Origin of the sequence: Kitasatospora sp. NPDC127116 (assembly GCF_042677365.1) — a bacterium.
Classification (GTDB): Bacteria; Actinomycetota; Actinomycetes; order Streptomycetales; family Streptomycetaceae; genus Kitasatospora; species Kitasatospora lactacystinica.
This window is the reverse complement of the sequence record NZ_JBHXTL010000045.1, coordinates 37,676-62,054: the sequence shown is the minus strand read 5'-3', so window position 1 is coordinate 62,054 and position 24,379 is coordinate 37,676. Positions and strand designations below refer to the sequence as shown.

Sequence of the window (24,379 nt, the reverse complement as noted above, 5' to 3'; positions counted from 1 at the left end):
GCTCCGGCCGCTCCGGTTGCCGCCCCGGCGCCGGTCGCCGCTGCCCCGGCCGCCCCGGCGCCGGCCCCGGTCGCCGCCCCGGCGCCCGTTGCCGCTCCGGCTCCGGTTGCTGCTCCGGCTCCGGTTGCCGCCCCGGCCGCTCCGGTGGCCGACAGCGGTGACGCCTACGTGACCCCGCTGGTGCGCAAGCTCGCCGCCGAGCACGGTGTCGCGCTGGCCTCCGTCGCCGGCACCGGCGTCGGCGGCCGCATCCGCAAGCAGGACGTCATCGCCGCCGCGGAGGCCGCCAAGGCCGCTCCGGCCCCGGTCGCCGCTGCCGCCCCGGCCCCCGCGCCGAAGGCCGCCGCCTCGCCATCCGCCCTGCGCGGCCAGACGGTCAAGATGACCCGCATGCGCAAGGTCATCGGCGACAACATGCTGAAGGCCCTGCACGAGCAGGCCCAGCTGACCAGCGTGGTCGAGGTGGACGTCACCAAGATCATGTCGCTGCGCGCCAAGGCCAAGGAGGGCTTCCTGGCCCGCGAGGGCGTCAAGCTCTCCCCGATGCCGTTCTTCGTCAAGGCCGCCGCCCAGGCGCTGAAGGTCCACGCGGTCGTCAACGCCCGGATCAACGACGCCGAGGGCACGGTCACCTACTTCGACACCGAGAACATCGGTATCGCGGTGGACTCCGAGAAGGGTCTGATGACCCCGGTCATCAAGGGTGCGGGCGACCTCAACATCGCCGGCATCTCGAAGAAGACCGCCGAGCTGGCCACCAAGGTCCGCGACAGCAAGATCACCCCGGACGAGCTGTCCGGCGCCACCTTCACCATCAGCAACACCGGCTCCCGCGGTGCGCTGTTCGACACCGTGATCGTGCCGCCGAACCAGGTCGCCATCCTGGGCATCGGTGCCACCGTCAAGCGCCCGGTGGTCATCGAGGCCGACGGCGGCACCGCCATCGGCATCCGCGACATGACCTACCTGTCGCTCTCCTACGACCACCGCCTGGTGGACGGCGCCGACGCCGCCCGCTACCTGGTCGCGGTCAAGGAGATCCTGGAGGCCGGCGAGTTCGAGGTCGAGCTCGGCCTCTGACCCCACCAGGTCCCCGCGGAACCCCGCGCACGGAACCCCGCGTCGTCCCCGGACGGCGCGGGGTTCCGCCGTTCCCGGCCCCCGGACACGCCGAGTCCCGGAGTCGCGCCGAGTCGCGGCATGCACGGACGCGGCGGAACGGGGATGCTGGAGCGGTGATGGACGAGACGGACTTCTGGCAGATCATCGACGACACCCGGGACGACGCCGACGGCGACCCCGACGAGCAGGCAGACCTCCTGGTGGAACGGCTCCTCCAGCTGACCCCGGACGATGTGATCGACTTCGCCCGGCTGTTCCAGGCGCGGTTCCAGCGCGCCTACCGCCACGACCTGTGGGGCGCGGCCTACCTGATGCTCGACGGCGCCTCCGACGACACCTTCGACTACTTCCGGTCCTGGCTGATCGGCCAGGGCCGGGAGGTCTTCGAGGGCGGGCTCACCGATCCGGACGACCTGGCGGACCTGCTGCCCGAGTTCGACGAGGAGGAGGACGGCGAGGCCGAGGACCTCGGCTACGCCGCCGACGAGGCGTACGAGCGGCTGACCGGGCTGCCGCTGCCCGAGGTGGGCGTGCGGCAGCCCGAGCGGCCGGCCGGGCCGGTGCTGGACTTCGACGATCCGGACGTCATGGCGAAGCGCTTCCCCAAGCTCTGGGAGCGGTACGGGGACTGAGGGCGGTCAGGTGCTGCTGCCGGAGGAGCTGTCCTGCTTGATGCCCTTGAGGATCTGGTCCAGCACCGCGAAGTCCGGCGCGGCCGGACTGTCGTCCACGCCGCCCTCCATGACCACGTAGCCACCGCCCTTGGCCGGGAGGGCGGCCAGCAGGACGTAGCCCTGGGTGCCGTCCGTGGTGCGGATGTGCCAGCGGGTGGCGTAGCCGAGCACTCCGGCCACGCTGATGTACCCGGAGCCGGCGTCGGTGTGCGAGCTGACGCCGGAGAAGACCTGCCCGGCGTAGGAGGGCATCTGGGCGTCGGCGGCGGCCTTGGGCGTGGTGCCCTGGACGATGTCCTTCTCGACCGAGAACTGGCCGCGGATGCAGGAGCTGCCGTCGGGGCAGGTGTAGCGGTCGGTGCCGAGGTAGACGGTCGAGTGCGGCGGGTTGTCGGACACCACCCAGCCGTCGAGGACCGGCACGGTGATCGCGTGCTCCGGGTCGGGGACGGTGCTCTTGACCGCCGGCAGGGGCTTGGGCGCCGCGGGGCTGCTGGTGGGCGCGGTGGGGCTGGGGCTCGGCGTGGGGCTGCTGCTCCGGGGCGCGGTGACCGTGGGGTCCGGGGTCGGGTCCGCCCGGTGGTCGCCGCCGCTGTTGAAGACGACCCCGGCGACGATCCCGGCCACCGCCAGCACGGCGACCGCGATGCCGATGATCAGACCGGTCTTCGGCCGGGCCGGGCCGGCCGGCGGCGGGTAGCCCGGGCCCGGGTAGCCGTAACCGGGGCCGTAGCCGGGGCCCTGGGGCGGGTAACCGCCCTGGGCCTGGGCCTGGGCCTGGTACGCGTCCTGGCCGGGGTAGCCGTAGGCGGGTGCCTGGTGGGCGTCCTGGCCCGGGTAACCGTAGGTCGGGGCCGCCGGGCCGCCCGGGTACCCGTAGCCGGGCTTCCGGTCGGACGGCGACCCGGTCTGGGTGGGGGCGTCGGCGAGCCCGCCCGCGACGCCGCCCTGGAGCGGTCGGACCTCGGCCGTCCAGGCGTTGCCGTCCCACCAGCGCTCGTGACCGGGGGTGCCGTCCGCACCCGGGACCGGGTACCACCCGGGAGGCGTCGAGTTGCTCACGGGCGTACGGTACCCGGCACGGCGGCGCTCCAGACAGGTCGGGACCGTCACGACTCTGCACCGCCCGGCGAACGGCCAACCTCCCTTGGCGGCAAGCCTGTTCGAACGGCCGGCGCGCGGGCGGGACGGGAAGGTGCGGGCAGGGCGGCGCGGGTGCGGGCGGCGCGGGCGCGGGTGCCCTGCCGCTCAGTCGGCCAGGCCGCGGGCCATCCAGATGTCGTCCACGTACCGGCCGTCGATCAGGAACTCCTCGGCCAGCGAGCCCTCGACGACGAAGCCGCAGCTCTCGTAGAGGCGGCGGGCCGGAGCGTTCCAGCCGAGCACCCGCAGGCTCATCTTGCGGGCGCCCTCGGCCCGGGCCGCCGCACAGGCCGCGTCGACCAGTCGGCGGCCGATGCCCCGGCCGCGGACGGTGCCGTCGACGGCCAGGCCCTGGATCTGCCGCACGTGCCGGTTGCTCGCCAGCCGGGTGGCCGGGACCTGCCGGATGTAACCGACGATCCGGCCGTCCAGCACGGCCAGCAGGTAGTGCTCGGGGGCGTGCCGCTCGTCGAAGAGCGGGTCCTCGACGGGCGGTTGCGGGGAGACGTCGGACAGGACGGACCAGGCCGCGTGGTTGAGGACGGCGAGTTCGCGCTCGTCCTCGCTCCGCGCCGTACGGATGATCAGATCGTCGTCAGGCATGCGCGTCATGCTAACGGCGCATGCGGAGGTGACGGCCGGTCGGGAACACCGCGGGAGCGCGCGGGAGCTGCGAGGATGGGCGCATGCGCATCGCTGTCACGGGTTCCACGGGTTTGATCGGTTCGGCGCTCGTCCGCTCCCTGCTGGCGGACGGCCACGAGGTGGTCCGGCTGGTCCGGCACCGCTCGAAGACCGGCCCACGGCCGGACGGCAGCACCGCGATCGGCTGGAACCCGCTGCTCGGCGAGGTCGAACGGGACGGACTGACCGGGGTTCAGGCCGTGGTGCACCTGGCCGGCGCCGGGGTCGGCGACCGCCGCTGGACGGACTCCTACAAGCGGGAGATCCGGGAGAGCCGGGTGTACGGCACCGAGACGCTGGCCGTCGCCCTGGCCGGGCTCAAGGAGCCGCCGCAGGTCCTGGTGAGCGCCTCCGCGGTCGGCTGGTACGGGCAGACCGGCGACCGGGTGATCGACGAGGACTCCCCCGCCGGCGACGACTTCCTGGCCGAGGTCTGCCGGGAGTGGGAGGACGCCGCCCGGCCGGCCGAGCGGGCCGGGATCCGGGTCGTCCACCCGCGCACCGGCATGGTGCTGTCCGCGGCCGGCGGGGCGGGCGGGCGGCTGTTCCCGCTGTTCAAGCTGGGTCTCGGCGGGCGGCTCGGCGACGGGCGGCAGTACTGGAGCTTCATCTCGCTGCACGACGAGGTGGCCGCGCTGCGGTTCCTGATCGACCACGACGACCTCTCCGGCGCCTTCAACCTCACCGCTCCGAACCCGGCGACCAACGCCGAGCTGACCACCGCGCTGGGCCGGGCGCTGCGGCGGCCGACGCCGTTCCCGGTGCCGGAGGCGGTGCTCAAGGCGGTACTGGGCGAGCTGGCGATCGAGGTGGTCGGCAGCCACCGGGTGGTGCCGCGACGGCTGCTGGACGCGGGCTTCCGCTTCACCCACCCGGACGTGTACTCGGCGGTGCTCGCCGCGATGTGACGGGTGCGCGGGGCGGCGTCAGGGGCACGCGCGGAGCGGGTGCCGGGTGCCGGGTGCTGGCCGGCGAGGCGGGTGCGGTCGGCGGGGCGGGTGCGCGGGTCGGTGCGGCCCCTGGGGCGGGTGCTGGGCGGCGGGCGCGCGGGGTGGCTGCGCGCGCCGGGAGGGTAGGCGGGCGCGCGGGTCGCGCGAAGCCCGTACGTACTCCGACGACGGTATCCGCCCTGGCCAGCGGCATATGCCGAGCGGGGCCCGAGGGGGCCCGAGGAGGGGGCGCACGGGAGCACATGGTGGGCGCGTCGCACGCCCCCGGTGACCGTACGCGCCCACCGACCCCCGAACCCGGCCACCACGGCGCACTGTCCGTGACCACTCCCCCGCCCGATGCCTCAGGACCCTCCGCGGCCTTCGGATCCGGCCCGATGCGCTTGTCTGATGCTCACACTGACTGGGCATCACCCTCCACGGACCGTGTCCCGGCACCCCGCTGCCTGCGTCGGCCGGAGCCCCGGGACCAGGGAGGGAGCACCCCAGTGCCCACGTACGACTTCACCCGCCGCGCCCGCCGGCCGTCCGACCCGGACGTCGTCGTGGTCGGCGCCGGACTCGCGGGCCTGGCCGCCGCCCGCGCGCTCACCGGCCACGGCCTCACCGTTCAGGTCCTGGAGACCACCGACCGGATCGGTGGCCGGATGGCCACCCGCGAACAGGACGGATTCCGGCTCGACGACGGCAGTCACCTGTTGAACACCGCCTTCCCCGAGCTGCGCCGCACGCTCGACCTCGACCGCCTCGACCTGCGCCCGCTCGCGCCCGGCGTGCTGGTGCACAGCGCCGGCCGCCGGTACCGCGCCGGGGACCCCCAGCTCACCGTCGCCCGGCAGGCCGCCGCCCGGTCCCCGCTCGGCAGCCCGCTGGACAAGGCCCGGCTGGCGGGCCGGCTCGGCCGGCTCGCCGCCACCCCGGTCGGCCGGCTCCAGGCCCGTCCGGAGACCACCGCCGCCCGCGCACTGACCGGCCACGGCCTGGCCCAGCGCACCGTGGACGGCTTCCTGCGACCGCTGCTCAGCGCCCTGCTCTCCGATCCGGCGCTCGGGACCAGCAGCCGGGTCGCCGACCTGGTGCTGCGCTCGTACGCGCGCGGGCGGCTCTGTCTGCCCGCCGCCGGGATCGCGGCGGTACCGGCCCAACTGGCCGCCGCCCTCCCCGCCGGCACCGTCCGCACCCGGGTGCGGGTCACCTCGATCGCCGCGGACGGCGTGGAGACCGCCGCGCACGGGCGGATCGGCGCCCAGGCCGTCATCGTCGCCACCGACGCCCGCTCCGCCGCCGAACTGCTGCCCGGGCTGCGGCTACCGGACTTCCACCCCGTCACGACCTTCTACCACGCCGCCGACGCCGCCCCGCTGGGCGAGGCCGTCCTGCTGCTCGACGGCGACCGGCCGAACGGGCACCCGCCGCTGGTCTCGCACTCACTGGTGCTCAGCGAGCTGCACCCGTCCTACGCCCCGGCCGGCCAGTCGCTGATCGCCACCACCGTGCTCGGGCGGCGCGCCTTCGACGTGGGCGGCCCGGCCGGTCTGGAGCCGGCCGTCCGGACCCGGCTGGCCGAGCTGTACGGCGGCTCGACGTCGGGCTGGCAGTTCCTCGGCGTGCGGCACGTCCCGGACGCGCTGCCCGCGATGCCGCCGCCGCACAACCCCCGCCGCCCGGTGCGGCTGCTGGCGGGGCTGTACGTCGCCGGGGACCACCGGGACACCAGCACCGTGCAGGGCGCGCTGGTCTCCGGGCGGCGGGCGGCACAGGCGGTGCTGGGCGACCTCGGTGTCCCCGCCGACGCCCGGGAGGCGGAGGCGGCGGCCTGACGACCGGGCCCGCGCCCGGGCACAGGCGCGGGCACGGCGAGCGGCATCGGCCGGCTCCTCGGCCTCGGCGGGCGTCGCGGCGCCCCGCCGGAACGACGGGCACCGCGTGGCCGGTGCCCGTGTTCCTGCCGCCGTTCCCGGCCGTTCCCGGCCGTTCCCGCCCGTCCGCGGGCCGCTCCGCGCCGGTGACGGCCGCCGCGGAACGGCCGGAGGTCCGGGCCGGGGCCGCTGGGCCCGGACCTCCGTGCGCCGGGTGCGTGGGGCGGGCCCCACCCGCCCTTCGGTCAGATCACCCCCGCCTGCCGGGCCGTCTCCTCGAAGGCGCGGGCCACCGGGCTGCCGCGGTAGGGGGTGAGGCGGCGGTGGAAGTCCCGGACGTACTCCAGCGAGCGGGCCGAGCGCATCTCCCCCGCCGCCCGCAGCGCGTCGGTGGCCATGGTGCAGGCCTCGTCGAGGTCCCCCATGCCGAGCCGGGCGGTGGCCAGCACCAGACGGCAGAAGATCCGGCTGCGGGCGTAGGCGGGCGAGCGCAGCCGCAGCGACTTCTCGGCGTGCTGCGCGGCCGTCCGCCACTGCTGGAGGTCGCGGTAGCAGTGGGCGAACTCGTCGGAGAGCTGGGCCTCGTCGAAGTACCGCGCCCAGGAGGGCAGTTCGTCGCCCGTCCGGGCCGCCGCCAGGGAGCGCTCGGCGCGCACCAGGGCGGTGGTGCAGGACCGGACGTCGCCCAGCAGCCCGTGCCCGCGCGCCTCGGCGGCGTGCATCAGCGACTGGACGACCGGCGGCACGGCGGTGCCCACGCCCTGCTGGGCGACCCGGGCGAGCTGGACCGCCTCCCGGCCGTGGCCCAGGTGGACGGCCTGCTGGCTCATCGTCACCAGCACGTAGCCGCCGAGCGCGCGGTCCCCGGCGGCCTGGGAGAGGCGCAGCGCCTGGACGAAGTAGCGCTGGGCGAGGCCGTGCGCGGCGATGTCGAAGGACGTCCAGCCGGCCAGCCTGGTGAGGTCGGCGACCGCGCCGAACAGGGCCCGGCCGATCTGTTCCCCGTAGCGGCCGCGCAGCATCGGCTCGGCCTCGCTCTCCAGGTAGCGGACCAGCGCCTGGCGGGCGTGGCCGCCGCCGTAGGCGTGGTCGAGCGCGCGGAAGAGGTCGCCGACGGCGCGGATGGCGGCGATGTCGCCGCGGCCGACCCGCAGGGTGGGGCGGGACTCGCGGGCCGGGTCGGTGTACGGCGGTTCGACGGCGACCGGCGGCCGGCGGCTCTGGATCGGCACCCGGCCGATGGTGGGGGCGGTGCCGGTGGTCCCGGCCGTGCTGCGGGCGGTGGGGGCCCCGGGGACGCCGGGGGCGGGGCCGCGTGCCGGGCTCCCGGGGGACGCGCCGGGCGCGCCCGGCGCCGGGGCGCCGGTGATGGCCGCGGAGGTGGCGCTGCCGGACGGCGGGCCGGCGGCGGCGTCCGAGCGGGTCAGGGTGGAGCCGTCCCGGGCGACCCGCTCGTCGGTGCGGCCGATCAGCCAGTCCCGGCTGGGGACGACCAGGCCGGCCGGGGTGAAGGCGATCCGGCGCAGCTCGGACTGCGGGCCGTTGTCCTTGCGCCACATGCTCGCCACGATGTCCACCGCCTCCTGCGGCGTCTCGGCGAACTCCAGGCCGGCGTAGACCGGGGCGCAGGCGTCCAGGCCGAGGTCCTGGGCGGTGAGGCGGCGGCCGAGGCGGCGGGTGAAGACCTCGGCGATCAGCGCCGGGGTGGCCCCGCGCGGCTGCTGGCCGCGCAGCCAGCGGGTGACCGAGGTCTTGTCGTAGCGCAGGTCCAGGCCGTGCTCCAGGCCGAGCTGGTCGACCCGGCGGGCGAGGCCCGCGTGCGAGAAGCCGGCCTCCTCGATCAGCGCCGCGAGCTGGCCGTTCTGCGGGGCCGGGCCGGAGTGGCCGGGGCCGCGGGGAGGGCCGGGCACGGGCGCGGCGGGGTTCTCGTGCCGGTCGGGTGTGGCCTGCACCGGCAGCCGCCGGTCCTCGGCGTCCGGGGCGTCGGCGGTCAGCGTGTCGGCGGTCAGGGCGTCGGGGGCGTCCGGAAGGGTCCGGCCGACCGTCCCTCGGTGCTGGCCGAGCGGGTCGAGCGGTCCGTACGCCGGGCTGTCGGTTGCAGGCCGTTGGGGCATGTCTGTCAACACCTCTCGGACGTCGCACCGGGCTTCACCAGCACTTCGGCGGCCCGGGGCGGCGCCCCCTGTCGGGAATCGGCGTGAATGTAGCGAGCATTCGGGCGCTATGGGTGGATCTGACCGAGCAATCCACCGAACGGGTGAAGCAACCGCGCCCATTTCGGGGAAGCGGGGCCATCTCGGGTTTGGTCGTCCGGGGTCGAACCACCGGCCGTTCCGAGGGCCTCTCCGAGGGCCTCTCCGAGGGTCGATCCACCGTTCGGACCCCGCTCCGGTGTCATGGCGGACAGCACCACAGCCCAACGGACTGCTGTGGCGTTCCGCCACATGGGAGCGGGGCCGCCGGATTCCTACCGTTCTCGGCCATGGACACCTCTACTGCCCGCCCGCTCGCCGGCCGCACGGCCATGGTCACCGGGGCCGCCTCGGGCATCGGCCGGGCCTGCGCCGAGGCCTTCGCCGGGGCCGGCGCCCGGGTCTACGTCGTCGACCTCGCGGCCGGCCCGGCCGAGGAACTCGCCGAGCGGATCGGCGGCCGCGCGATCGTCGCCGACCTCGCCGACCCCGGGGCCGTGGACGCCCTGCCGGACGACGCCGACATCGTCGTCAACAACGCCGGCCTCCAACACGTCGCGCCCGTGCACGAGTTCCCGCCCGACCGCTTCACGCTCATCCAGCGCGTCATGGTCGAGGCCCCGTTCCGCATCCTGCGCCGCACCCTGCCCCACATGTACGAGCAGGAGTGGGGCCGGGTCGTCAACGTCTCCTCCGTCCACGGCCTGCGCGCCAGCGCCTTCAAGTCCGCGTACGTCACCGCGAAGCACGCGCTGGAGGGCCTCAGCAAGACCGTCGCCCTGGAGGGCGCGCCGTACGGCGTCACCAGCAACTGCATCAACCCGGGCTACGTCCGGACTCCCCTGGTGGAGAAGCAGATCGCCGCCCAGGCGCTCGCCCACGGCATCCCCGAGGACGAGGTGGTCGAGCGGATCATGCTCGACCGCACCGCCGTGAAGCGCCTCATCGAACCCGACGAGGTCGCCCAACTCGCCCTCTGGCTCTGCTCCCCCACCGCCTCCTACATCACCGGCGCCAGCCTCCCCGTCGACGGCGGCTGGACCGCCCACTGAGCGGGGAGCGCCCGGCGGTCAGGCCTCCCCTCTCATAGGACAGGAAGGCACATTCGACCCCGGGACTGTGTGGGCCGTCCACATAGTCCCGGGGTCGGGTGCTTCCTACCTTGTGGCGACATCGTCTCCCCCCTGGTTCTGGAAGTGGTGGCCATGAGCACCTCCGCACGAGGTACGGCGGCGAGCAGTTCACTCCCGAGAGTGGTGGCTGCGAGCCTGATCGGCACGACCATCGAGTGGTACGACTACTTCTTGTACGGAACGGCGGCGGCGCTGGTGTTCGGGAAGCTGTTCTTCCCGCACAGCGATCCGCTGACCGGGACGCTGCTGTCCTTCCTGACCTACGCGATCGGGTTCGCGGCACGGCCGCTCGGGGCGCTGGTGTTCGGTCACTTCGGGGACCGGGTGGGACGGAAGAAGCTGCTGGTGGTGAGCCTGCTGCTGATGGGCGGGTCGACCACGGCGATCGGGCTGCTGCCGACGTACGACTCGATCGGGGTCGCGGCGCCGGTGCTGCTGACGGTGCTGCGGCTGGTGCAGGGCTTCGCACTCGGCGGCGAGTGGGGTGGCGCCGTGCTGCTGGTGTCGGAGCACGGGGACCAGCGGCGGCGCGGGTTCTGGGCGTCCTGGCCGCAGGGCGGGGCGCCGGCCGGGAACCTGCTGGCGGCCGGGGTGCTGTCGCTGATGACGGCGGTGCAGTCGGACGCGGCGTTCCTGGCGTGGGGCTGGCGGGTGCCGTTCCTGCTGTCGGCGGTGCTGGTCGTGGTCGGGATGTGGATCCGGCTCGCGGTGGACGAGTCGCCGCTGTTCAAGGAGGCGCTGGCGGCGCAGCACAAGCGCCAGGAGGAGCGGAACACGGCCGAACGGCTGCCGCTGGTGGAGGTGTTGCGGGACCACTGGCGGGAGGTGCTGGTGGCCATGGGCGCGCGGATGGCGGAGAACATCTCCTACTACGTGATGACCACGTTCGTGCTCACCTACGCCGTCACCCACGCCCACTTCTCCAAGCAGACCGCGCTGAACGCCGTCCTGATCGCCTCCGCGATCCAGTTCGCGCTGATCCCGCTGTTCGGCGCGCTGTCCGACCGGGTCGGGCGCAGGCCGGTGTACCTGGTGGGCGCGGTCGGGGTGGGCGCCTGGGCCTTCGTGTTCTTCGGGATGGTCGACACGAAGTCCTTCGGCTCGCTGGTCACCGCCGTGACCGTCGGCCTGGTCTTCCACAGCGCCATGTACGCGCCCCAGGCGGCCTTCTTCTCCGAGCTGTTCGCGACCCGGATGCGGTACTCGGGCGCCTCGATCGGCGCCCAGTTCTCCTCGGTGGCGGCCGGCGCCCCGGCGCCGCTGATCGCCACCGCGCTGCTCAAGGACTACGGCAGCTCCACGCCCATCGCGGTGTACGTCGCCATCGCGGCGGCGATCACCGTGCTGGCGGTGCTGTGCGGCCGGGAGACCAGGGGGCAGGACCTCATGGACGTCGAGGGACGGGACAACCGGGACGGCCGGGACGGCCGGGACGGCCGGGAGCCGGGCACCGCCTCGGCCGAAAAGCCCGCCGTCGCCTGAGGGGCGAGCCGATACGATCACGGTTTCTCGGAACCGACGGAACCGACGCCGATTGGCAGCACGCACCATGAACCACCCTCACGAAAACGCCGCGCCCGCGCTGCGGCGGCTGCTCGACCTGCTCGCCTCCGGAGCCGCCACCGAGGACTTCGCCGACGTGCTGGCCGACGCCCGCCGCCGCGGGGCGCCGGCCGCCGTCCTCGCCGAGATCGACGACGCCACCTGGCAGGCCCTGCGCGTCCACCGCACCCTGCGTCAACACCGGCGGCGCGAAGCCGAGTTGACGGCCCTGTTCGACACCGCCGGGGACCTCGCCGCCTCCCGGGACCTGGACGCCGTGCTCCAGGCGATCGTCCGCCGGGCCCGGATGCTGCTCGGCACCGACACCGCGTACCTGACCCTGCCGGACGAGGGCGCCGGCGACACCTACATGCGGGTCACCGACGGCTCGGTCTCCGTCCTGTTCCAGACCCTGCGGCTCAGCCTCGGCGACGGCCTGGGCGGGCTGGTCGCCCAGACCGCCCGCCCGTACGCCACCCCCGACTACCGCACCGACGAACGCTTCCACCACACCGGCACGATCGACGCCGGTGTGCTGGACGAGGGCCTGGTGGCGATCATCGGGGTGCCGCTGCTGCTCGGCGGTCAGGTCATCGGCGTCCTGTTCGCCGCCGACCGCACGCCGCGTGCCTTCTCCCCCGACGAGGTCGCGCTGCTCTGCTCGCTGGCCGCGCACGCCGCGATCGCCCTGGACACCGCCAAGTCGCTGGCCGACACCCGGGCCGCGCTCGCCGAGCTGAACGCAGCCAACGAGCTGGTCCGGGCCCACTCCTCCGCCGTGCAGCGCGCCGAGCAGGCGCACGACCGGCTCACCGACCTGGTGCTGCGCGGCGCCGAGGTGCCGGACGTCGCCGCCGCCGTGGCCGCCCTGCTGGGCGGGGAGATAGCGGTCCTGGACGCCGAGGGCGAACCGCTGGCCGGCCGCTCCGCACCCGCCGCCGAACTGGCCGAGGCGGTCGCCGCCTCCCGCGCCGAGGGCCGGTCCGTACGGCACGGCGAGCAGTGGGTCTGCGCGGTGCTGGCCGGACACGACGCACTCGGCACCATGGTGCTGCGCGGCCGGCCCGACCTCGACGACGCCGACCGGCGGCTGTTCGAGCGGGCCAGCGTCGTCACCGCGCTGCTCCTGCTGCTGCGCCGCTCGGTCGCCGAAACCGAGAACCGGGTCCGCGGCGAACTGCTCACCGACCTGCTGACCGCCCCCGAGCGGGACCCGGGCGGGCTCACCGCGCGCGGCCGCCGGCTCGGCGTCGACCTCGCCCGGCCGCACCTGGTGCTGGTCGCGGAGCCCGCCGACGGGAAGGCCGACGACCGGGCACGGCTGGCCGGTGCGGCCCGGCGCTACCTGTTCGGCTCCCGGGGCGTCAGCGCCGAGCACGCCGAGACGGTGGTGCTGCTGGCGCCAGTCGAGAGCGGCGGCACCGACGACCCCGAGGAGACCGCCCGGCAGGCCGCCGAACGGCTGGCCCGGCTGGCCGGGTTCCCGGTCACCGTCGGCGCCGGCCGGCCGGCCGCCGGGCCGGCCGCGCTGGCCGCCTCCTACGGCGAGGGCGTGCGCTGCCTCCGGGCGCTGCGGGTGCTCGGCCGCGCCGGGGAGGGCGCCTCGGCCCGGGCGCTCGGCTTCCTCGGCGTGCTGCTCGGCGACGGCCACGACGTGGACGGCTTCGTCGGCGCGACGCTCGGCCCGCTCCTCGCGTACGACGCCCGGCGCGGCACCGAGCTGGTCCGCACCCTGCGCGCCTACTTCGACTGCGGCGGCAGCCTGACCCGGGCCAAGGACGAGCTGCACGTCCACGTGAACACCGTGGTCCAGCGGCTGGACCGGGTCGAGGCGCTGCTCGGGCGGGACTGGAACCAGCCGGAGCGGTCGCTGGAGCTCCAGCTCGCGCTGCGGCTGCAGCTGCTCGCGGGCGGCTGAGCCCGAACAGGCCGACGGCTCGCCCGGGGAGGGCTGCCGCCCCGGGCCGGGCCGCCGCCGACCGCTGCCGACCGCTGTCCCGGGGCCGGGCCGCTGCCGACCGCCGCCCCCGGGCCGGGCGACCAACCCCGGCAGGACGGCCGGACCCGGCAGGTCCGCTGCTCATGGGCGGCCGAGGGGGTTCGACCGGGCTGGGCGTACAGTGGCGAGGTTGGTCTCGAACGCCCGGCAAGGAGCGGCAACGGTGAGCGAGAACGTGCGTTTTGTTCGCATGGGCATAGGTGAGCGCACCGTGCCCTACCAGGAGGCCTGGGAGGAGCAGCAGCGGCTGCACGCGCTGCGGGTCGCGGACGAGATCCCCGACACCGTGCTGCTCCTGGAGCACCAGTCGGTGTACACCATGGGCAAGCGCACCAACCCCGCCGACCTGCCGCTGGACGGCACCCCGGTGGTCGAGGTCAACCGGGGCGGCGAGATCACCTGGCACGGCCCCGGCCAGCTGGTCGGCTACCCGATCGTCAAGCTGCCCGACCCGATCGACGTCATCGCCTACGTCCGCCGGCTGGAGGAGGCGCTGATCCGCACCGCCGGCGAGTTCGGCATCGGGTCCACCCGGGTCGAGGGCCGCAGCGGCGTCTGGGTGCTGGGCGAGTCCATCCCGGACGCCGTGGTGGATCCGGCGCAGGTGGTGGACATCGGCAGGCTGACCCTGCGGATGGGCCTGCCGCTGGGCATCGACCCGCGCCTGGCCGGCCCCGAGTACGCGCCCTCCAACGCCGGCCAGCGCGGTGACGACCGCAAGCTCGCCGCGATCGGCGTGCGGGTCGCCCGCGGGGTGACCATGCACGGTTTCGCGCTCAACTGCGACCCGGACATGACCTGGTTCGACAAGATCGTGCCGTGCGGCATCAGGGACGCGGGCGTCGCCTCGCTCACCGGCGAGCTGCGGCGCGGACTGTCCGCCGCCGAGGCCGCGCCGGTGGTCGAACGGCACCTGGCGGACGTCCTCGCCGAGCTGCCGGAACCGGTCCTCGGCCACTGACCCGCCGGGCAGCGCCGACGCACCTTCCGCCGACGGCCGCCGAAACTGCCGGCGGCCGCTGGGAATCTACCGACCGGTAGCCATGTTGCCCTGCGATTGCAGGGCGGCAGGCCCGGCGAAGGCCGTACAACCACAGGCGTACCCTGGGGGTACCCCGTCTAGTTCTAGGAGTCGCACGTGTCCGCTGTCGCGCCCGACGGCAGGAAGCTGCTCCGCCTGGAGGTCCGCAACAGCGAGACCCCCATCGAGCGGAAGCCCGAGTGGATCAAGACCCGCGCGAAGATGGGCCCGGAGTACAACGCCCTCCAGTCGCTGGTGAAGAAGGAGGGGCTGCACACGGTCTGCCAGGAGGCCGGCTGCCCCAACATCTTCGAGTGCTGGGAGGACCGCGAGGCGACCTTCCTCATCGGCGGTGACCAGTGCACCCGCCGCTGCGACTTCTGCCAGATCGACACCGGCAAGCCCGCCGAGTTCGACCGCGACGAGCCGCGCCGGGTCGCCGAGTCCATCGTCACGATGGACCTCAACTACGCCACCATCACCGGCGTCGCCCGTGACGACCTGGAGGACGGCGGCGCCTGGCTGTACGCCGAGACCGTGCGCCAGGTGCACGCGATGACCGCCGCCCGCGAGGCCGGCCGCACCGGCGTCGAGCTGCTCATCCCCGACTTCAACGCGGTGCCCGAGCAGCTGGCCGAGGTCTTCTCCTCCCGCCCCGAGGTGCTCGCGCACAACGTCGAGACCGTGCCGCGGATCTTCAAGCGGATCCGCCCGGCGTTCCGCTACGAGCGCTCGCTGGACGTCATCACCCAGGCGCGTGCGGCCGGACTGGTGACCAAGTCCAACCTGATCCTGGGCATGGGCGAGACCCGCGAGGAGGTCAGCCAGGCGCTGGCCGACCTGGTCGGCGCCGGCTGCGAGCTGATCACCATCACCCAGTACCTGCGCCCCTCGCTGCGCCACCACCCGGTCGAGCGCTGGGTGAAGCCGCAGGAGTTCGTCGAGCTCCAGGAGGAGGCCGAGGAGCTGGGCTTCGCCGGCGTCATGTCGGGCCCGCTGGTGCGTTCCTCGTACCGGGCCGGCCGGCTGTACCGGCAGGCGCTGGAGCGGCGCGCGCAGGCCGCGGTCTGATCGCGGTCTGATCGCGGTCCGATCACGCGTGTGACGGCGGTCCGACGGCGGCCTCCCGGTCCACCGATCGGTTCGAGCCACGGGAAGGGCGGAGCTTCGGCTCCGCCCTTCCGGTTTTCACCACGCTTTGACTGGCTGGTCACGGGCTGGTAACACGGGGTGGGGACTCTGGACGCCTGGTGAGCGTTCGATTCTTCTCAGCCACGAGAGGAGCTGTTCGGCATGCGGGTTCAGATGCGGATCCGGTCGGTGGGGGTGGCGCTGCGGTTCGCCGAGAGCGTCCTGCTCGCTCCCGGCCAGCGGCACGCGCGCCGCAACGCGTGGGCGGCGGTGTGCGAGAACCGCCGGTACGCGGCGGACCGCAGGCACGACGACGCGGCGGCCCGGACGGCACAGCCGCGGCCGGTCCGGCGGTAGCGCTCCGGCGATGACGCATCGGCGTCGGCGGCAGTGCTCCGGCGGCAACGGATCGGCGTCGCCATCGGCGATAACGCTTCGACGTCGCAGGGCCCCCCGGCGTCGCTCTGTGCGACGGCGTGCGGGCACACGGGTCACGGTTGGGGCGAACGGGTACCCGGGCTTGGATATCCCGTACCCGTGCCACGTACCATGAGCGTTATGGCGAGGGAAACATCCGAGAACCCCGGGCGACTGAAGCAGATCCGCCTGGCGTACACCATGACCAAGAAGGTCGACACCAAGATCGGCCTGATCATCGCCGGCGTCGGCCTGCTGACCTTCGGCGTGTTCCTCGCCATCGGCTTCGCGATCGAGCATCCCGTTTACCTGGGCATCCTGGGCTTCATCGTGGCCGTGCTGGCCATGGCGATCGTCTTCGGGCGCCGGGCCGAGCGCGCCGCGTTCGGTCAGATGGAGGGGCAGCCGGGGGCAGTCGCCGCGGTGCTGAACAACATCCGGCGCGGCTGGAGCTCCAACAGCACCCCGGTGGCGGTCACCCGTAACCAGGACGCGGTCTACCGCGCCGTGGGCCGGGCCGGCATCGCGCTGATCGGGGAGGGCAACCCGAACCGGGTCCGCCAGCTGCTGGCCTCCGAGAAGAAGAAGATGGCCCGTGTGGTCGGCGACGTGCCGGTGCACGACATCGTGGTGGGCAACGGCGAGGGCGAGATCCCGCTGAAGAAGCTCCAGATCCACCTGATGCGCCTGCCCCGCGCCATCACCGCCGCCCAGGTCACCGAGACCAACGACCGCCTGCGCGCGCTGGGCGACCTGCTCTCCAAGGCGCCGATCCCCAAGGGTCCGATGCCGAAGGGCGCCCGGATGCCCAAGGGCGGCCAGGCCCGCTGATCCTCCCCCGCCCCTGACGACACGAGAACGGCCCCGCCGCGGAGCTTCCGCGGCGGGGCCGTTCCGACGTTCGTACGGCGTCGGGGGTGCATCCCGGCCTCGACCAGGGCCGGGGCCGGGGGCCGGATCTCGGCCGGAGGCTGGATCCCGACCCCGACCGGAGGCTAGATCCGGACCTCGACGGTGCCGACCGCCTTGTCGTGCAGGCCGCGGGTGTCGCGGTCCCAGACCAGCGGCGGCACCACCAGGCAGAGCAACAGGGTGCGCAGCAGGACCTGCGGGATGGTCGCGCGGCGGCCGTCCAGCCGGACCACCCGGAGGCCGAACAGCCGCTTGCCGACCGTCGTGCCGGTGGTGGCCAGCAGCAGGGACGCGACCAGGAAGAACAGCGGGCTGGTCCACAGGTTGGCCTCGGCCTGGTCGCCGCGGGCGATCAGCCCGTACGAGATCAGGGCGACCAGCCAGCCGTCCACGAACAGGGCGCCGATCCGGCGGCCGGGGCCGGCGATCGAGCCGGGGCCCTCCTTGGGCAGCCCGAGGCGCTCGCCGCGGTGGCCGAAGTCGGCACCCATCTTCTCGGCGGCCGCCCGGGGGCCGTCGATCCACGATCCCAACGCTTCTCTGGTGTCCACGAATCCACACTAACCGGGCTGACGGCGTACGCCGCCACCGGCTCCCCTCCGGTCGGGGCATCACCCCCGACCGGGTGAATCGTCGTTCCGGCACCTTTCCAAGTGGTCCAGACCACTTGCGGGAGGGCGCCCAGCCGGGCAGGGCGATTTGTACCGTCCCGTACATCTTTGCCAGCCACCCGGCAGCCGTGGTTAACATCTAGGAAACGAGCGGGTCACCGAGTGGAAACGACCCATTCCTATGGTGAGCCCAATTCGCACGCCGAGGAGGATGGATGTTCAACAACGCCGCCGAAGTGAAGCAGTTCATCCAGGACAACGACGTGAAGTTCGTCGACGTCCGCTTCTGTGACCTGCCGGGCGTCCTGCAGCACTTCTCCGTACCTGCGGCGACCTTCGACCCGTCCGAGATCCTGATGTTCGACGGCTCGTCGATCCGCGGCTTCCAGGCCATCCACGAGTCCGACATGGCCCTGGTGCCGGACCTCGCCACGGCCCGCCTCGACCCCTTCCGGGCCGAGAAGCACCTCAACATCAACTTCTTCATCCAGGACCCGGTCACCGGCGAGGCGTACAGCCGCGACCCGCGCAACGTCGCCAGGAAGGCCGAGGCCTACCTCGCCTCCTCCGGCATCGCCGACACCGCGTTCTTCGGGCCCGAGGCCGAGTTCTACGTCTTCGACTCGGTCCGCTTCGACACCAGCGCCAACGCGTCCTTCTACCACATCGACTCGGAGGCCGGTGCCTGGAACAGCGGCGCCGCCGAGGGCGACGTACGCGGCTACAAGGTCAAGTACAAGGGCGGGTACTTCCCCGTCCCGCCGGTCGACCACTTCGCCGACCTGCGCGCCGAGATGTCGCTGGAGCTCGCCAAGGCCGGACTGGAGGTCGAGCGCCAGCACCACGAGGTCGGCACGGCCGGCCAGGCCGAGATCAACTACAAGTTCAACACCCTGCTGCACGCCGCCGACGACCTGATGCTGTTCAAGTACATCATCAAGAACGTCGCCTGGCGGAACGGCAAGACCGCCACCTTCATGCCGAAGCCGATCTTCGGCGACAACGGCTCGGGCATGCACGTCCACCAGTCGCTGTGGAGCGAGGGCACCCCGCTCTTCTACGACGAGCAGGGCTACGCCGGCCTCTCCGACACCGCCCGCTACTACATCGGCGGGCTGCTGCGGCACGCCCCCTCGCTGCTGGCCTTCACCAACCCCTCGGTGAACTCCTACCACCGCCTGGTGCCGGGCTTCGAGGCGCCGGTCAACCTGGTCTACTCGCAGCGCAACCGCTCGGCCGCGATCCGCATCCCGATCACCGGCTCCAACGCCAAGGCCAAGCGCATCGAGTTCCGCGCGCCGGACCCGGCCTCCAACCCCTACCTGGCCTTCGCCGCCATGCTGATGGCCGGCCTCGACGGCATCCGCAACAAGATCGAGCCGCTGGAGCCGGTCGACAAGGACCTCTACGAGCTGGCCCCCGAGGAACACGCCAACGTCCCCCAGGTGCCCTCCTCCCTCCCCGCCGTCCTGGAGGCCCTGGAAGCCGACCACGAGTACCTCCTCGCCGGCAACGTCTTCACCCCGGACCTCATCGAGACCTGGATCGACTACAAGCGCACCAACGAGATCGCCCCGATCGCCCTGCGCCCCCACCCCCACGAGTTCGAGCTCTACTACGACCTGTAGAGGGCCGCGGGGCTGGCAGTACGCGCCGGGCGGGCGGTTCGACGGAGGTCGGGCCGGCCGCCCGGCGCGTGCTGTTTCCGGGCGCGGGGGTGGGGCGAGGTCAGTAGGAGTCGGGGGTGTGCTGCTGCGGCGGGTGGGTGTCCCTGGGGGTGAAGGCGGTGGCCCAGGGGGTGGTGACGGTTTCCAGGACGCCGGGGGCCCGGGCCGGCGCCGGGGCGGGCTGCGGGGGGAGGGGTTCGGCGGCGCGGAGCTCGTCGATGCTCCTGGTCATGCCCGTCTTGAGACGGGGTGTCAGGGGCTTCTCGATGAGGCGGTGGGCCAGCCAGGAGGCGACGAGCATGCCGGCGGTGACGACGGCGACCGCCGTCCAGGGCTTGACGTCGCGCTCGTGGAGGGCGCGCAGGGCGGTCCAGCCCATGGTCTCGTGGAGCAGGTAGAGGGGGTAGGTGAGGGCGCCGGCGAAGGTGAGCCAGCGCCACTGGATCCGGGATCCCCAGCCCAGGGCGACCACGATCATGACGAGGTAGGAGAGGCTGGTCAGCAGGACGGCGGGCCAGGTCGGCAGGTCGACGCGGCCGAGGTAGGGGTTCACGTCCTTCTGGTGCTGGATGGTGTAAAGCACCGAGAGGATCCAGCTGATCCCGACGATGCCGAAGAGCATGAGGTTGGGACCGTACCGGTGGACCAGGTAGAGCGCGAGGCCGGCGACGAAGAACGAGGAGACCTGAGACATCGCGAAGAAGTCGAGCACCGGCCACTTGGTGCTCGCCGCGACGATGCCGGCGACCGTCCAGATCGAGCAGAAGGCCACGATCCGCCGGTAGGTCACGCCCCGCCAGACCACGATGGCGAACAGCAGGTAGAAGCGCAGCTCGATCCAGAGCGTCCAGTAGACGGCGTCGACGTCCTTGATGCCCAGGCCCTCCTGGAACATCGTCAGGTTGGCGAGCACCTGCTCCGAGGGGAGCGGCTGGCGCACGAGCGGCCACACCGTCACGACCGCGGTGGTGAGCAGGACGGCGAACCAGTACGCGGGGTAGAGCCGGATGACCCGGGAGCGGACGAAGTCGCCCACCGGACGGCCCCAGCTGCTCATGCAGATCACGAAGCCGCTGATCACGAAGAACAGGCAGATGCCGGTCCACAGATAGGCGCCGAGAAAGGAAGCGCGGTGGAACACCTGATCGACCGGCTTGCCCCAGGCACTGTCCTCGGGCTTGGTACCGCCGCCGTAGCCGACGTAGTGGTGGAAGACCACCATCAGCGCGGCCAGGATGCGCAATCCGTCCAGGACCGCGAGACGGCCGCCCTTGGCGGACTTGCGGCGGCCCGAGGAACCTGATCGTTGCCGGGGGAAAATGCTCACGGCAGAAGATAGCGCACACACGTTCAATTGCCCGGTGCAGGCCCGGAAGCCCGCTCACTCCGGGAGGCTCGGCGGCACGGTCCGGACGACGGCCAGGGACGCCACGGCGGCCGCGAAGCCGAGCAGCGCGCCCGCCGCGACATCCCCCGGGTAGTGCACGCCGGTGTGGACCCGGGAGTAGCCGACCGCGGTCGCCAGCGCGCCGAGCGGCAGCGCCAGCGGTGGCAGCAGCACGCCGACGGCGGTGGCGAAGGCCGTCGCCGAGGCCGTGTGCCCGGACGGGAAGGAGGCCGACTCCGGCATCGCCACCTGCCGGCCGACGGTCACCCTCGCCAGCTCCCGGTCGGGCCGGGGGCGGTGGACCAGCTGTTTGCCGACCAGGTTCGCCGCCACCGAGGCCAGCGCCACCGCGCCGACCCCCGCCACCGCCGCCTGCCGGGGGCGGCCGGGCCGCAGGGCGAGCAGGGCGGAGACGGCCAACGAGATCTTCGAGTGGTCGGCGGCCCTGGAGAGCCGGCGCAGCGCGGAGTCGAGCGTCGGGGTGGAGGTGGCGGCGACTGCCGCGTAGACGGCTCCGTCGAGCGCCCGCAGGTCGGTGAGTACGGACGGCGGGACGGACGGCGGGACGGGAGGCGGGACGGACGGCGGTACGGGCGGCGGGACGGGAGGGGTGGCGTCGTGGTCCGGGTGGTCAGTCACGGGTCGGCCCCTCCGCAGTCGGGTCGGAGCGGCCGAACGCGAGGGCGGCCAGCCGGCGCCAGTTCACGGACGGCACGGGGGCGGGGACGCCGGGGCGGTCGCGCGGCACCAGGACCCGCAGGGCCCGCGGGCGCAGCGTGCACACGACCGGGACGTGCATCCGCAGCGTCTCGCCGTCGACCGCCACCGGGATCTCGTCCTCCTCCGCGGTCACCTCCACCCGCCGCGCGGTCAGCGCGGTCAGCCCGGTGGACTGCGTGCCGCGCACGGCCAGGTCCGCGGCCTGTGCCGCGCCCTCCACCCGGATGCCCAGGACACCGAGCAGGCCGCTGTCGAGCCGGGGTCGGCGGCCGCCGATGCCGAGGTCGTCCGTCGAGCCGTACGGGTTGTTGCTGACCAGCAGCGCCTGCTGGGCGGTGAGCGCGGTGGCGTCGGCCCTCACGTCGACCCGCCGTACGCCCTCGCCGACCAGCAGGTCCGGCAGCAGGCCGAGCGCGGTGCCGGCCTTGGCGTCGCGGTACTCGGGGCGCTCCACGACGTCGGCGTACACCCCGAAGGAGACGGTGTTGACGAAGGCCCGGCCCGCGACCTCGCCGAGGTCGACCCGCAGTTCCTCGCCGTCGGTCAGCGCGTCCAGGCAGCGGGAGGGGTCGTCGCGGTCGAGGCCGAGGTCCATGGCGAAGTGGTTGCGGGTGCCGGCGGAGATCACCAGGAACGGCAGGCCGTGCTCGGCGGCGACCGCCGCGACCAGCGCCTGGGTGCCGTCGCCGCCCGCCACGCCGAGCAGGTCCGCGCCCTCGGCCACGGCCGTGCGGGCCAGCTCGGCGACGTCGGCGGGGGCGGCGGGGTCGAGCAGGACCACCCGGGCGCCGAGTCCCTCCGCCCGCTCGACGAGCCCGAAGCGGCCGACCTTCCCGTCGCCGGACTTCGGGTTCATGATCAGGACCGGTCGCAGCGGCCGGGGCACGGCACGCCCCCGCATCGGCGGCTCCGGGCGGGCGCGGCGCAGCGCGGCACGGGCGAGGGCCAGCGCGATGCCCCAGACCAGGACGAGGAGCAGGGCCGTCAGCCACAGCCGGTGGTGGGCGAAGAACACCAGCACCGCGACCGGCGCCGCGATCGCGACGAGCAGCCCGAACACCCGGACCGCGCCCCGGTAGGCCAGGAACCACCAGACGCCGGCGGCCCAGACGACCAGTCCGAGCAGCCCGGCCCCGAGCACCAGCAGCCCGCCCTCCCCCAGCGCGAAGAGCAGCACCCCGACGGCCCCCGCGACCGTCAGCAGGGCGCAGCGGGCGAGCAGCGTCGCGCCCGCTCCCCCGGCGTGGTCCGCCGTCCGTGTCCTGTCGATCTCGTCCTCCCGTGCCGCACCCGGCGGCAATTGTCAGACACGGCCCAGGGGCCGTCCACCCCGGGCCCGGTCGGGCCCGGTCGTTGCCAGCAGCCTGCGCACTCCCGCGCCCGGGGGCATCCCCGGCGGGCCCGTCCGGGTGACCGGGGCGACGGGTGGCGGGAAGAACGACGGGCGACGGGCGACAGGAAGGACGAGGGCCGGAAAAGCGGTTGCCGGGCCGAGTTGGATGGGGGCCATGGGACGCAGGGAGAAGGTCACCCCGACGGTGTACGTGTCGGTGGACGTGGAGTCGGACGGGCCGATCCCGGGGCCGTACTCGATGCTGAGCTTCGGGGCCGTGGTGGCCGGCCGGCACGACGGGGAGGGGTTCCGGCGGCCGCCGGCGGGGGCGGCGGCGTTCTACCGGGAGCTGCGGCCGATCAGCGCGGAGTACGTCCCGGAGGCGCTGGCGGTGTCGGGGCTGGACCGGGCGGCGCTGCAGGCGGACGGGGCCGATCCGGCGGCGGCGATGCGGGAGTTCGGCCGCTGGGTGGAGGGGGTGCGGCGCGGGCCGGGCGGGCAGCGGTACCGGCCGGTGATGGTGGGCTACCCGGCGGTGTACGACTGGCAGTTCCTCCACTGGTACCTGGTGCGGTTCACCGGCTCCAGCCCGTTCGGGCACTCCGGCTGCCTGGATCTGAAGACGCTGTACGCGGCGCGGGCCGGGGTGCCGTTCGCCGGGATCGGCAAGCGGTCGATGCCGCCGGAGCTGCTGCCGGACCTGCCGCACACGCACCACGCCCTGGACGACGCCCGGGAGCAGGCGGAGCTGTTCGCGAACCTCTGGGAGTGGTCCGGGCCTACGGGACGTCCGGAGTGAGGGCGAGGACGGCGAGGTCGTCGGCGAGCAGGCCGGCGTACCGGTGGACGTCCTGGGCCAGGAAGGAGACCACCCGGTCGGGGGCGGTGGTGCCGAGGGCGGCGAGGCGGGGGGCCAGCGGGTAGAAGGCGCCGGCGGTGTCGCGGGCCTCGCTGACGCCGTCGGTGTAGAGCAGGACGGTGTGGCCCGGGGGCAGCGCCACGGCGACCGCCTTGCTGCGCTCGTCGGCGGGGCCGAGGTGGCCGAGGCCGAGCGGGAGCTCGTCGGCGCAGGACACCGGGGTGATGCCGCCCCCGCCGAGGAGCAGCGGGGTGGTGTGACCGCGGTTGACGATCTCCACGCAGTCCGAGCCGGGCCGGTACTGGAGCAGGACGGCGGTGACGAACAGCTCGTCGTCGCCGCGGTCGGCGGCGTCGCGCAGCACCGCGCGGTCCAGCTGGTCGGCGAGTTCGACCAGCCCGGGGGTGTCGTACGCGGCCGCCCGGAACGCGCCTAGGACGTCGGCGACGGTGCGGACCGCACCCAGGCCCTTGCCCCGGACGTCACCGAGCAGCACCCGCACGCCGAAGCGGGTGTCGCAGACCTCGTACAGATCGCCGCCGACCAGCACGTCGGCCTGGGCCGGGCGGTAGAGGCCGGCCACCCGCAGCCCGCCGGCCCGCTCGGGCACCGGACGCAGCACCGTGCGCTGCAGGGTCTCGGCGACCGTACGGGCCTGGAGCAGGTTGCGGTTCTGCCGGGTGCGCTGCCAGGACAGCGCGGTGCCCATGACGCCGGAGAGCAGGGTGGCGATGTAGACCCAGACGTGGTGCTGCTCGTTGACGTGGTCCGCGCGCAGCGCCAGGCCGAGCTGGAGAGCCAGGGAGCCGGCCGTCGTGACGGCGGTCAGCACCGGGCCGTAGCTGAAGGCGGCCACCACGGGCAGTGCGGTGAGCAGGAAGCCGGCGGCGACGGCGTCCGGGACGACGGCCTCGGCGACCAGGTCCAGCACCAGCAGGAGCACCGGCAGCCAGGGCACCCAGCGCGGAACCCTGGGTTCCAGCGCCGCGGGGCGCGGCGGGCGGGGTGCTGTGCGCACGGTGG

General features: G+C 73.9%; 21 protein-coding genes. 13 read left to right on the top strand and 8 right to left on the bottom strand.

Annotated elements, in window-relative coordinates; translation table 11 throughout:
- Both sucB and ACFVHV_RS19815 read left to right on the top strand, forming a co-directional pair.
- Positions 1-1,080: 2-oxoglutarate dehydrogenase, E2 component, dihydrolipoamide succinyltransferase (gene sucB, locus ACFVHV_RS19820; protein ID WP_380352410.1), on the top strand; the 1,080-nt coding region annotated here is incomplete at its 5' end.
- Positions 1,081-1,238: 158 nt separating this feature from the next.
- Positions 1,239-1,754, top strand: coding sequence for a DUF4240 domain-containing protein (locus ACFVHV_RS19815; RefSeq protein ID WP_359897012.1), 516 nt, complete (start codon positions 1,239-1,241; stop codon positions 1,752-1,754).
- A 6-nt stretch (positions 1,755-1,760) separates the two neighbouring features.
- Here the strand turns inward: ACFVHV_RS19815 and ACFVHV_RS19810 are convergent, their stop codons facing one another.
- Together ACFVHV_RS19810 and ACFVHV_RS19805 are read right to left on the bottom strand one after the other, a co-directional pair.
- Positions 1,761-2,858, bottom strand: a complete 1,098-nt coding sequence (locus tag ACFVHV_RS19810) for a DUF2510 domain-containing protein (protein ID WP_380352408.1) — start codon at positions 2,856-2,858, stop codon at positions 1,761-1,763.
- A 186-nt stretch (positions 2,859-3,044) separates the two neighbouring features.
- Positions 3,045-3,542, bottom strand: a complete 498-nt coding sequence (locus ACFVHV_RS19805; RefSeq protein WP_359897009.1) for a GNAT family N-acetyltransferase — start codon at positions 3,540-3,542, stop codon at positions 3,045-3,047.
- 83 nt (positions 3,543-3,625) lie between these two features.
- Between ACFVHV_RS19805 and ACFVHV_RS19800 the strand changes: the two genes are divergently transcribed.
- Together ACFVHV_RS19800 and ACFVHV_RS19795 are read left to right on the top strand one after the other, a co-directional pair.
- A complete protein-coding gene (locus ACFVHV_RS19800; RefSeq protein WP_359897007.1) occupies positions 3,626-4,531 on the top strand; it encodes a TIGR01777 family oxidoreductase in 906 nt (301 codons plus the stop codon).
- Between the two features lie 530 nt (positions 4,532-5,061).
- Positions 5,062-6,393 carry an FAD-dependent oxidoreductase gene (locus ACFVHV_RS19795; RefSeq protein ID WP_359897005.1) on the top strand — a complete coding sequence of 444 codons (1,332 nt, stop codon included), beginning with the start codon at positions 5,062-5,064 and terminating at the stop codon, positions 6,391-6,393.
- A gap of 284 nt (positions 6,394-6,677) precedes the next feature.
- On the opposite strand, the gene ACFVHV_RS19790 is transcribed toward ACFVHV_RS19795, so the two are convergent.
- Positions 6,678-8,546 carry a regulator gene (locus tag ACFVHV_RS19790; protein WP_359897003.1) on the bottom strand — a complete coding sequence of 623 codons (1,869 nt, stop codon included), beginning with the start codon at positions 8,544-8,546 and terminating at the stop codon, positions 6,678-6,680.
- Positions 8,547-8,914: 368 nt separating this feature from the next.
- Here ACFVHV_RS19790 and ACFVHV_RS19785 point away from each other — a divergent pair, with 368 nt between their 5' ends.
- The 7 genes from ACFVHV_RS19785 to ACFVHV_RS19755 all read left to right on the top strand — a co-directional run bounded on the left by ACFVHV_RS19785 (position 8,915) and on the right by ACFVHV_RS19755 (position 16,698).
- Entirely contained in the window at positions 8,915-9,676 is a 762-nt protein-coding gene (locus ACFVHV_RS19785) for a 3-hydroxybutyrate dehydrogenase (protein WP_359897001.1), read from the top strand.
- A 153-nt stretch (positions 9,677-9,829) separates the two neighbouring features.
- The gene (locus ACFVHV_RS19780; RefSeq protein ID WP_380352405.1) at positions 9,830-11,239 is read left to right on the top strand and encodes an MFS transporter; all 1,410 of its coding nucleotides are present in this window, start codon (positions 9,830-9,832) and stop codon (positions 11,237-11,239) included.
- A gap of 67 nt (positions 11,240-11,306) precedes the next feature.
- Entirely contained in the window at positions 11,307-13,217 is a 1,911-nt protein-coding gene (locus ACFVHV_RS19775; RefSeq protein WP_359896998.1) for a GAF domain-containing protein, read from the top strand.
- A gap of 271 nt (positions 13,218-13,488) precedes the next feature.
- Positions 13,489-14,259 (top strand): lipoyl(octanoyl) transferase LipB, encoded by a 771-nt coding sequence (gene lipB, locus ACFVHV_RS19770; protein WP_380352416.1) that lies wholly within the window; start codon positions 13,489-13,491, stop codon positions 14,257-14,259.
- Positions 14,260-14,436: 177 nt separating this feature from the next.
- Entirely contained in the window at positions 14,437-15,390 is a 954-nt protein-coding gene (gene lipA / locus ACFVHV_RS19765) for a lipoyl synthase (protein WP_359896996.1), read from the top strand.
- A 222-nt stretch (positions 15,391-15,612) separates the two neighbouring features.
- Complete coding sequence (locus tag ACFVHV_RS19760) at positions 15,613-15,807, top strand: hypothetical protein (protein WP_359896994.1); 195 nt, start codon at positions 15,613-15,615, stop codon at positions 15,805-15,807.
- A gap of 192 nt (positions 15,808-15,999) precedes the next feature.
- Positions 16,000-16,698 carry a DUF4191 domain-containing protein gene (locus tag ACFVHV_RS19755; protein WP_380352414.1) on the top strand — a complete coding sequence of 233 codons (699 nt, stop codon included), beginning with the start codon at positions 16,000-16,002 and terminating at the stop codon, positions 16,696-16,698.
- A gap of 164 nt (positions 16,699-16,862) precedes the next feature.
- Here ACFVHV_RS19755 and ACFVHV_RS19750 read toward each other — a convergent pair whose 3' ends face one another.
- Positions 16,863-17,330, bottom strand: a complete 468-nt coding sequence (locus ACFVHV_RS19750; protein WP_359896991.1) for an RDD family protein — start codon at positions 17,328-17,330, stop codon at positions 16,863-16,865.
- A gap of 275 nt (positions 17,331-17,605) precedes the next feature.
- On the opposite strand from ACFVHV_RS19750, the gene glnA reads away from it, so the two are divergent.
- Positions 17,606-19,018, top strand: a complete 1,413-nt coding sequence (gene glnA, locus ACFVHV_RS19745; RefSeq protein ID WP_359896989.1) for a type I glutamate--ammonia ligase — start codon at positions 17,606-17,608, stop codon at positions 19,016-19,018.
- A gap of 100 nt (positions 19,019-19,118) precedes the next feature.
- Here the strand turns inward: glnA and ACFVHV_RS19740 are convergent, their stop codons facing one another.
- From ACFVHV_RS19740 to ACFVHV_RS19730, 3 genes are read right to left on the bottom strand one after another with little or no spacing between them, the layout of a single operon-like run.
- Positions 19,119-20,384 (bottom strand): acyltransferase family protein, encoded by a 1,266-nt coding sequence (locus tag ACFVHV_RS19740; RefSeq protein ID WP_380352403.1) that lies wholly within the window; start codon positions 20,382-20,384, stop codon positions 19,119-19,121.
- A gap of 54 nt (positions 20,385-20,438) precedes the next feature.
- The gene (locus ACFVHV_RS19735; protein WP_380352401.1) at positions 20,439-21,083 is read right to left on the bottom strand and encodes a phosphatase PAP2 family protein; all 645 of its coding nucleotides are present in this window, start codon (positions 21,081-21,083) and stop codon (positions 20,439-20,441) included.
- Positions 21,076-22,434 (bottom strand): diacylglycerol/lipid kinase family protein, encoded by a 1,359-nt coding sequence (locus ACFVHV_RS19730; RefSeq protein ID WP_380352412.1) that lies wholly within the window; start codon positions 22,432-22,434, stop codon positions 21,076-21,078. Before ACFVHV_RS19730 ends, ACFVHV_RS19735 begins: the two co-directional genes overlap by 8 nt.
- 238 nt (positions 22,435-22,672) lie before the next feature.
- Between ACFVHV_RS19730 and ACFVHV_RS19725 the strand changes: the two genes are divergently transcribed.
- On the top strand, positions 22,673-23,296 hold the full coding sequence (locus ACFVHV_RS19725; protein WP_359896978.1) for an exonuclease: 624 nt from the start codon (positions 22,673-22,675) through the stop codon (positions 23,294-23,296).
- Here ACFVHV_RS19725 and ACFVHV_RS19720 read toward each other — a convergent pair.
- The gene (locus tag ACFVHV_RS19720; RefSeq protein ID WP_359896975.1) at positions 23,277-24,374 is read right to left on the bottom strand and encodes a PP2C family protein-serine/threonine phosphatase; all 1,098 of its coding nucleotides are present in this window, start codon (positions 24,372-24,374) and stop codon (positions 23,277-23,279) included. The genes ACFVHV_RS19725 and ACFVHV_RS19720 overlap by 20 nt on opposite strands.
- Positions 24,375-24,379: the final 5 nt, after the last annotated feature.

Excerpts from the sequence above, each read along its gene's own strand:
- ACFVHV_RS19815 (WP_359897012.1), top strand. The coding sequence starts at position 1,239 with ATGGACGAGACGGACTTCTGGCAGATCATCGACGACACCCGGGACGAC.
- ACFVHV_RS19805 (WP_359897009.1), bottom strand. The coding sequence starts at position 3,542 with ATGCCTGACGACGATCTGATCATCCGTACGGCGCGGAGCGAGGACGAG.
- ACFVHV_RS19800 (WP_359897007.1), top strand. The coding sequence starts at position 3,626 with ATGCGCATCGCTGTCACGGGTTCCACGGGTTTGATCGGTTCGGCGCTC.
- ACFVHV_RS19790 (WP_359897003.1), bottom strand. The coding sequence starts at position 8,546 with ATGCCCCAACGGCCTGCAACCGACAGCCCGGCGTACGGACCGCTCGAC.
- ACFVHV_RS19785 (WP_359897001.1), top strand. The coding sequence starts at position 8,915 with ATGGACACCTCTACTGCCCGCCCGCTCGCCGGCCGCACGGCCATGGTC.
- ACFVHV_RS19780 (WP_380352405.1), top strand. The coding sequence starts at position 9,830 with ATGAGCACCTCCGCACGAGGTACGGCGGCGAGCAGTTCACTCCCGAGA.
- ACFVHV_RS19775 (WP_359896998.1), top strand. The coding sequence starts at position 11,307 with ATGAACCACCCTCACGAAAACGCCGCGCCCGCGCTGCGGCGGCTGCTC.
- lipB (WP_380352416.1), top strand. The coding sequence starts at position 13,489 with ATGGGCATAGGTGAGCGCACCGTGCCCTACCAGGAGGCCTGGGAGGAG.
- ACFVHV_RS19760 (WP_359896994.1), top strand. The coding sequence starts at position 15,613 with ATGCGGGTTCAGATGCGGATCCGGTCGGTGGGGGTGGCGCTGCGGTTC.
- ACFVHV_RS19755 (WP_380352414.1), top strand. The coding sequence starts at position 16,000 with ATGAGCGTTATGGCGAGGGAAACATCCGAGAACCCCGGGCGACTGAAG.
- glnA (WP_359896989.1), top strand. The coding sequence starts at position 17,606 with ATGTTCAACAACGCCGCCGAAGTGAAGCAGTTCATCCAGGACAACGAC.
- ACFVHV_RS19725 (WP_359896978.1), top strand. The coding sequence starts at position 22,673 with ATGGGACGCAGGGAGAAGGTCACCCCGACGGTGTACGTGTCGGTGGAC.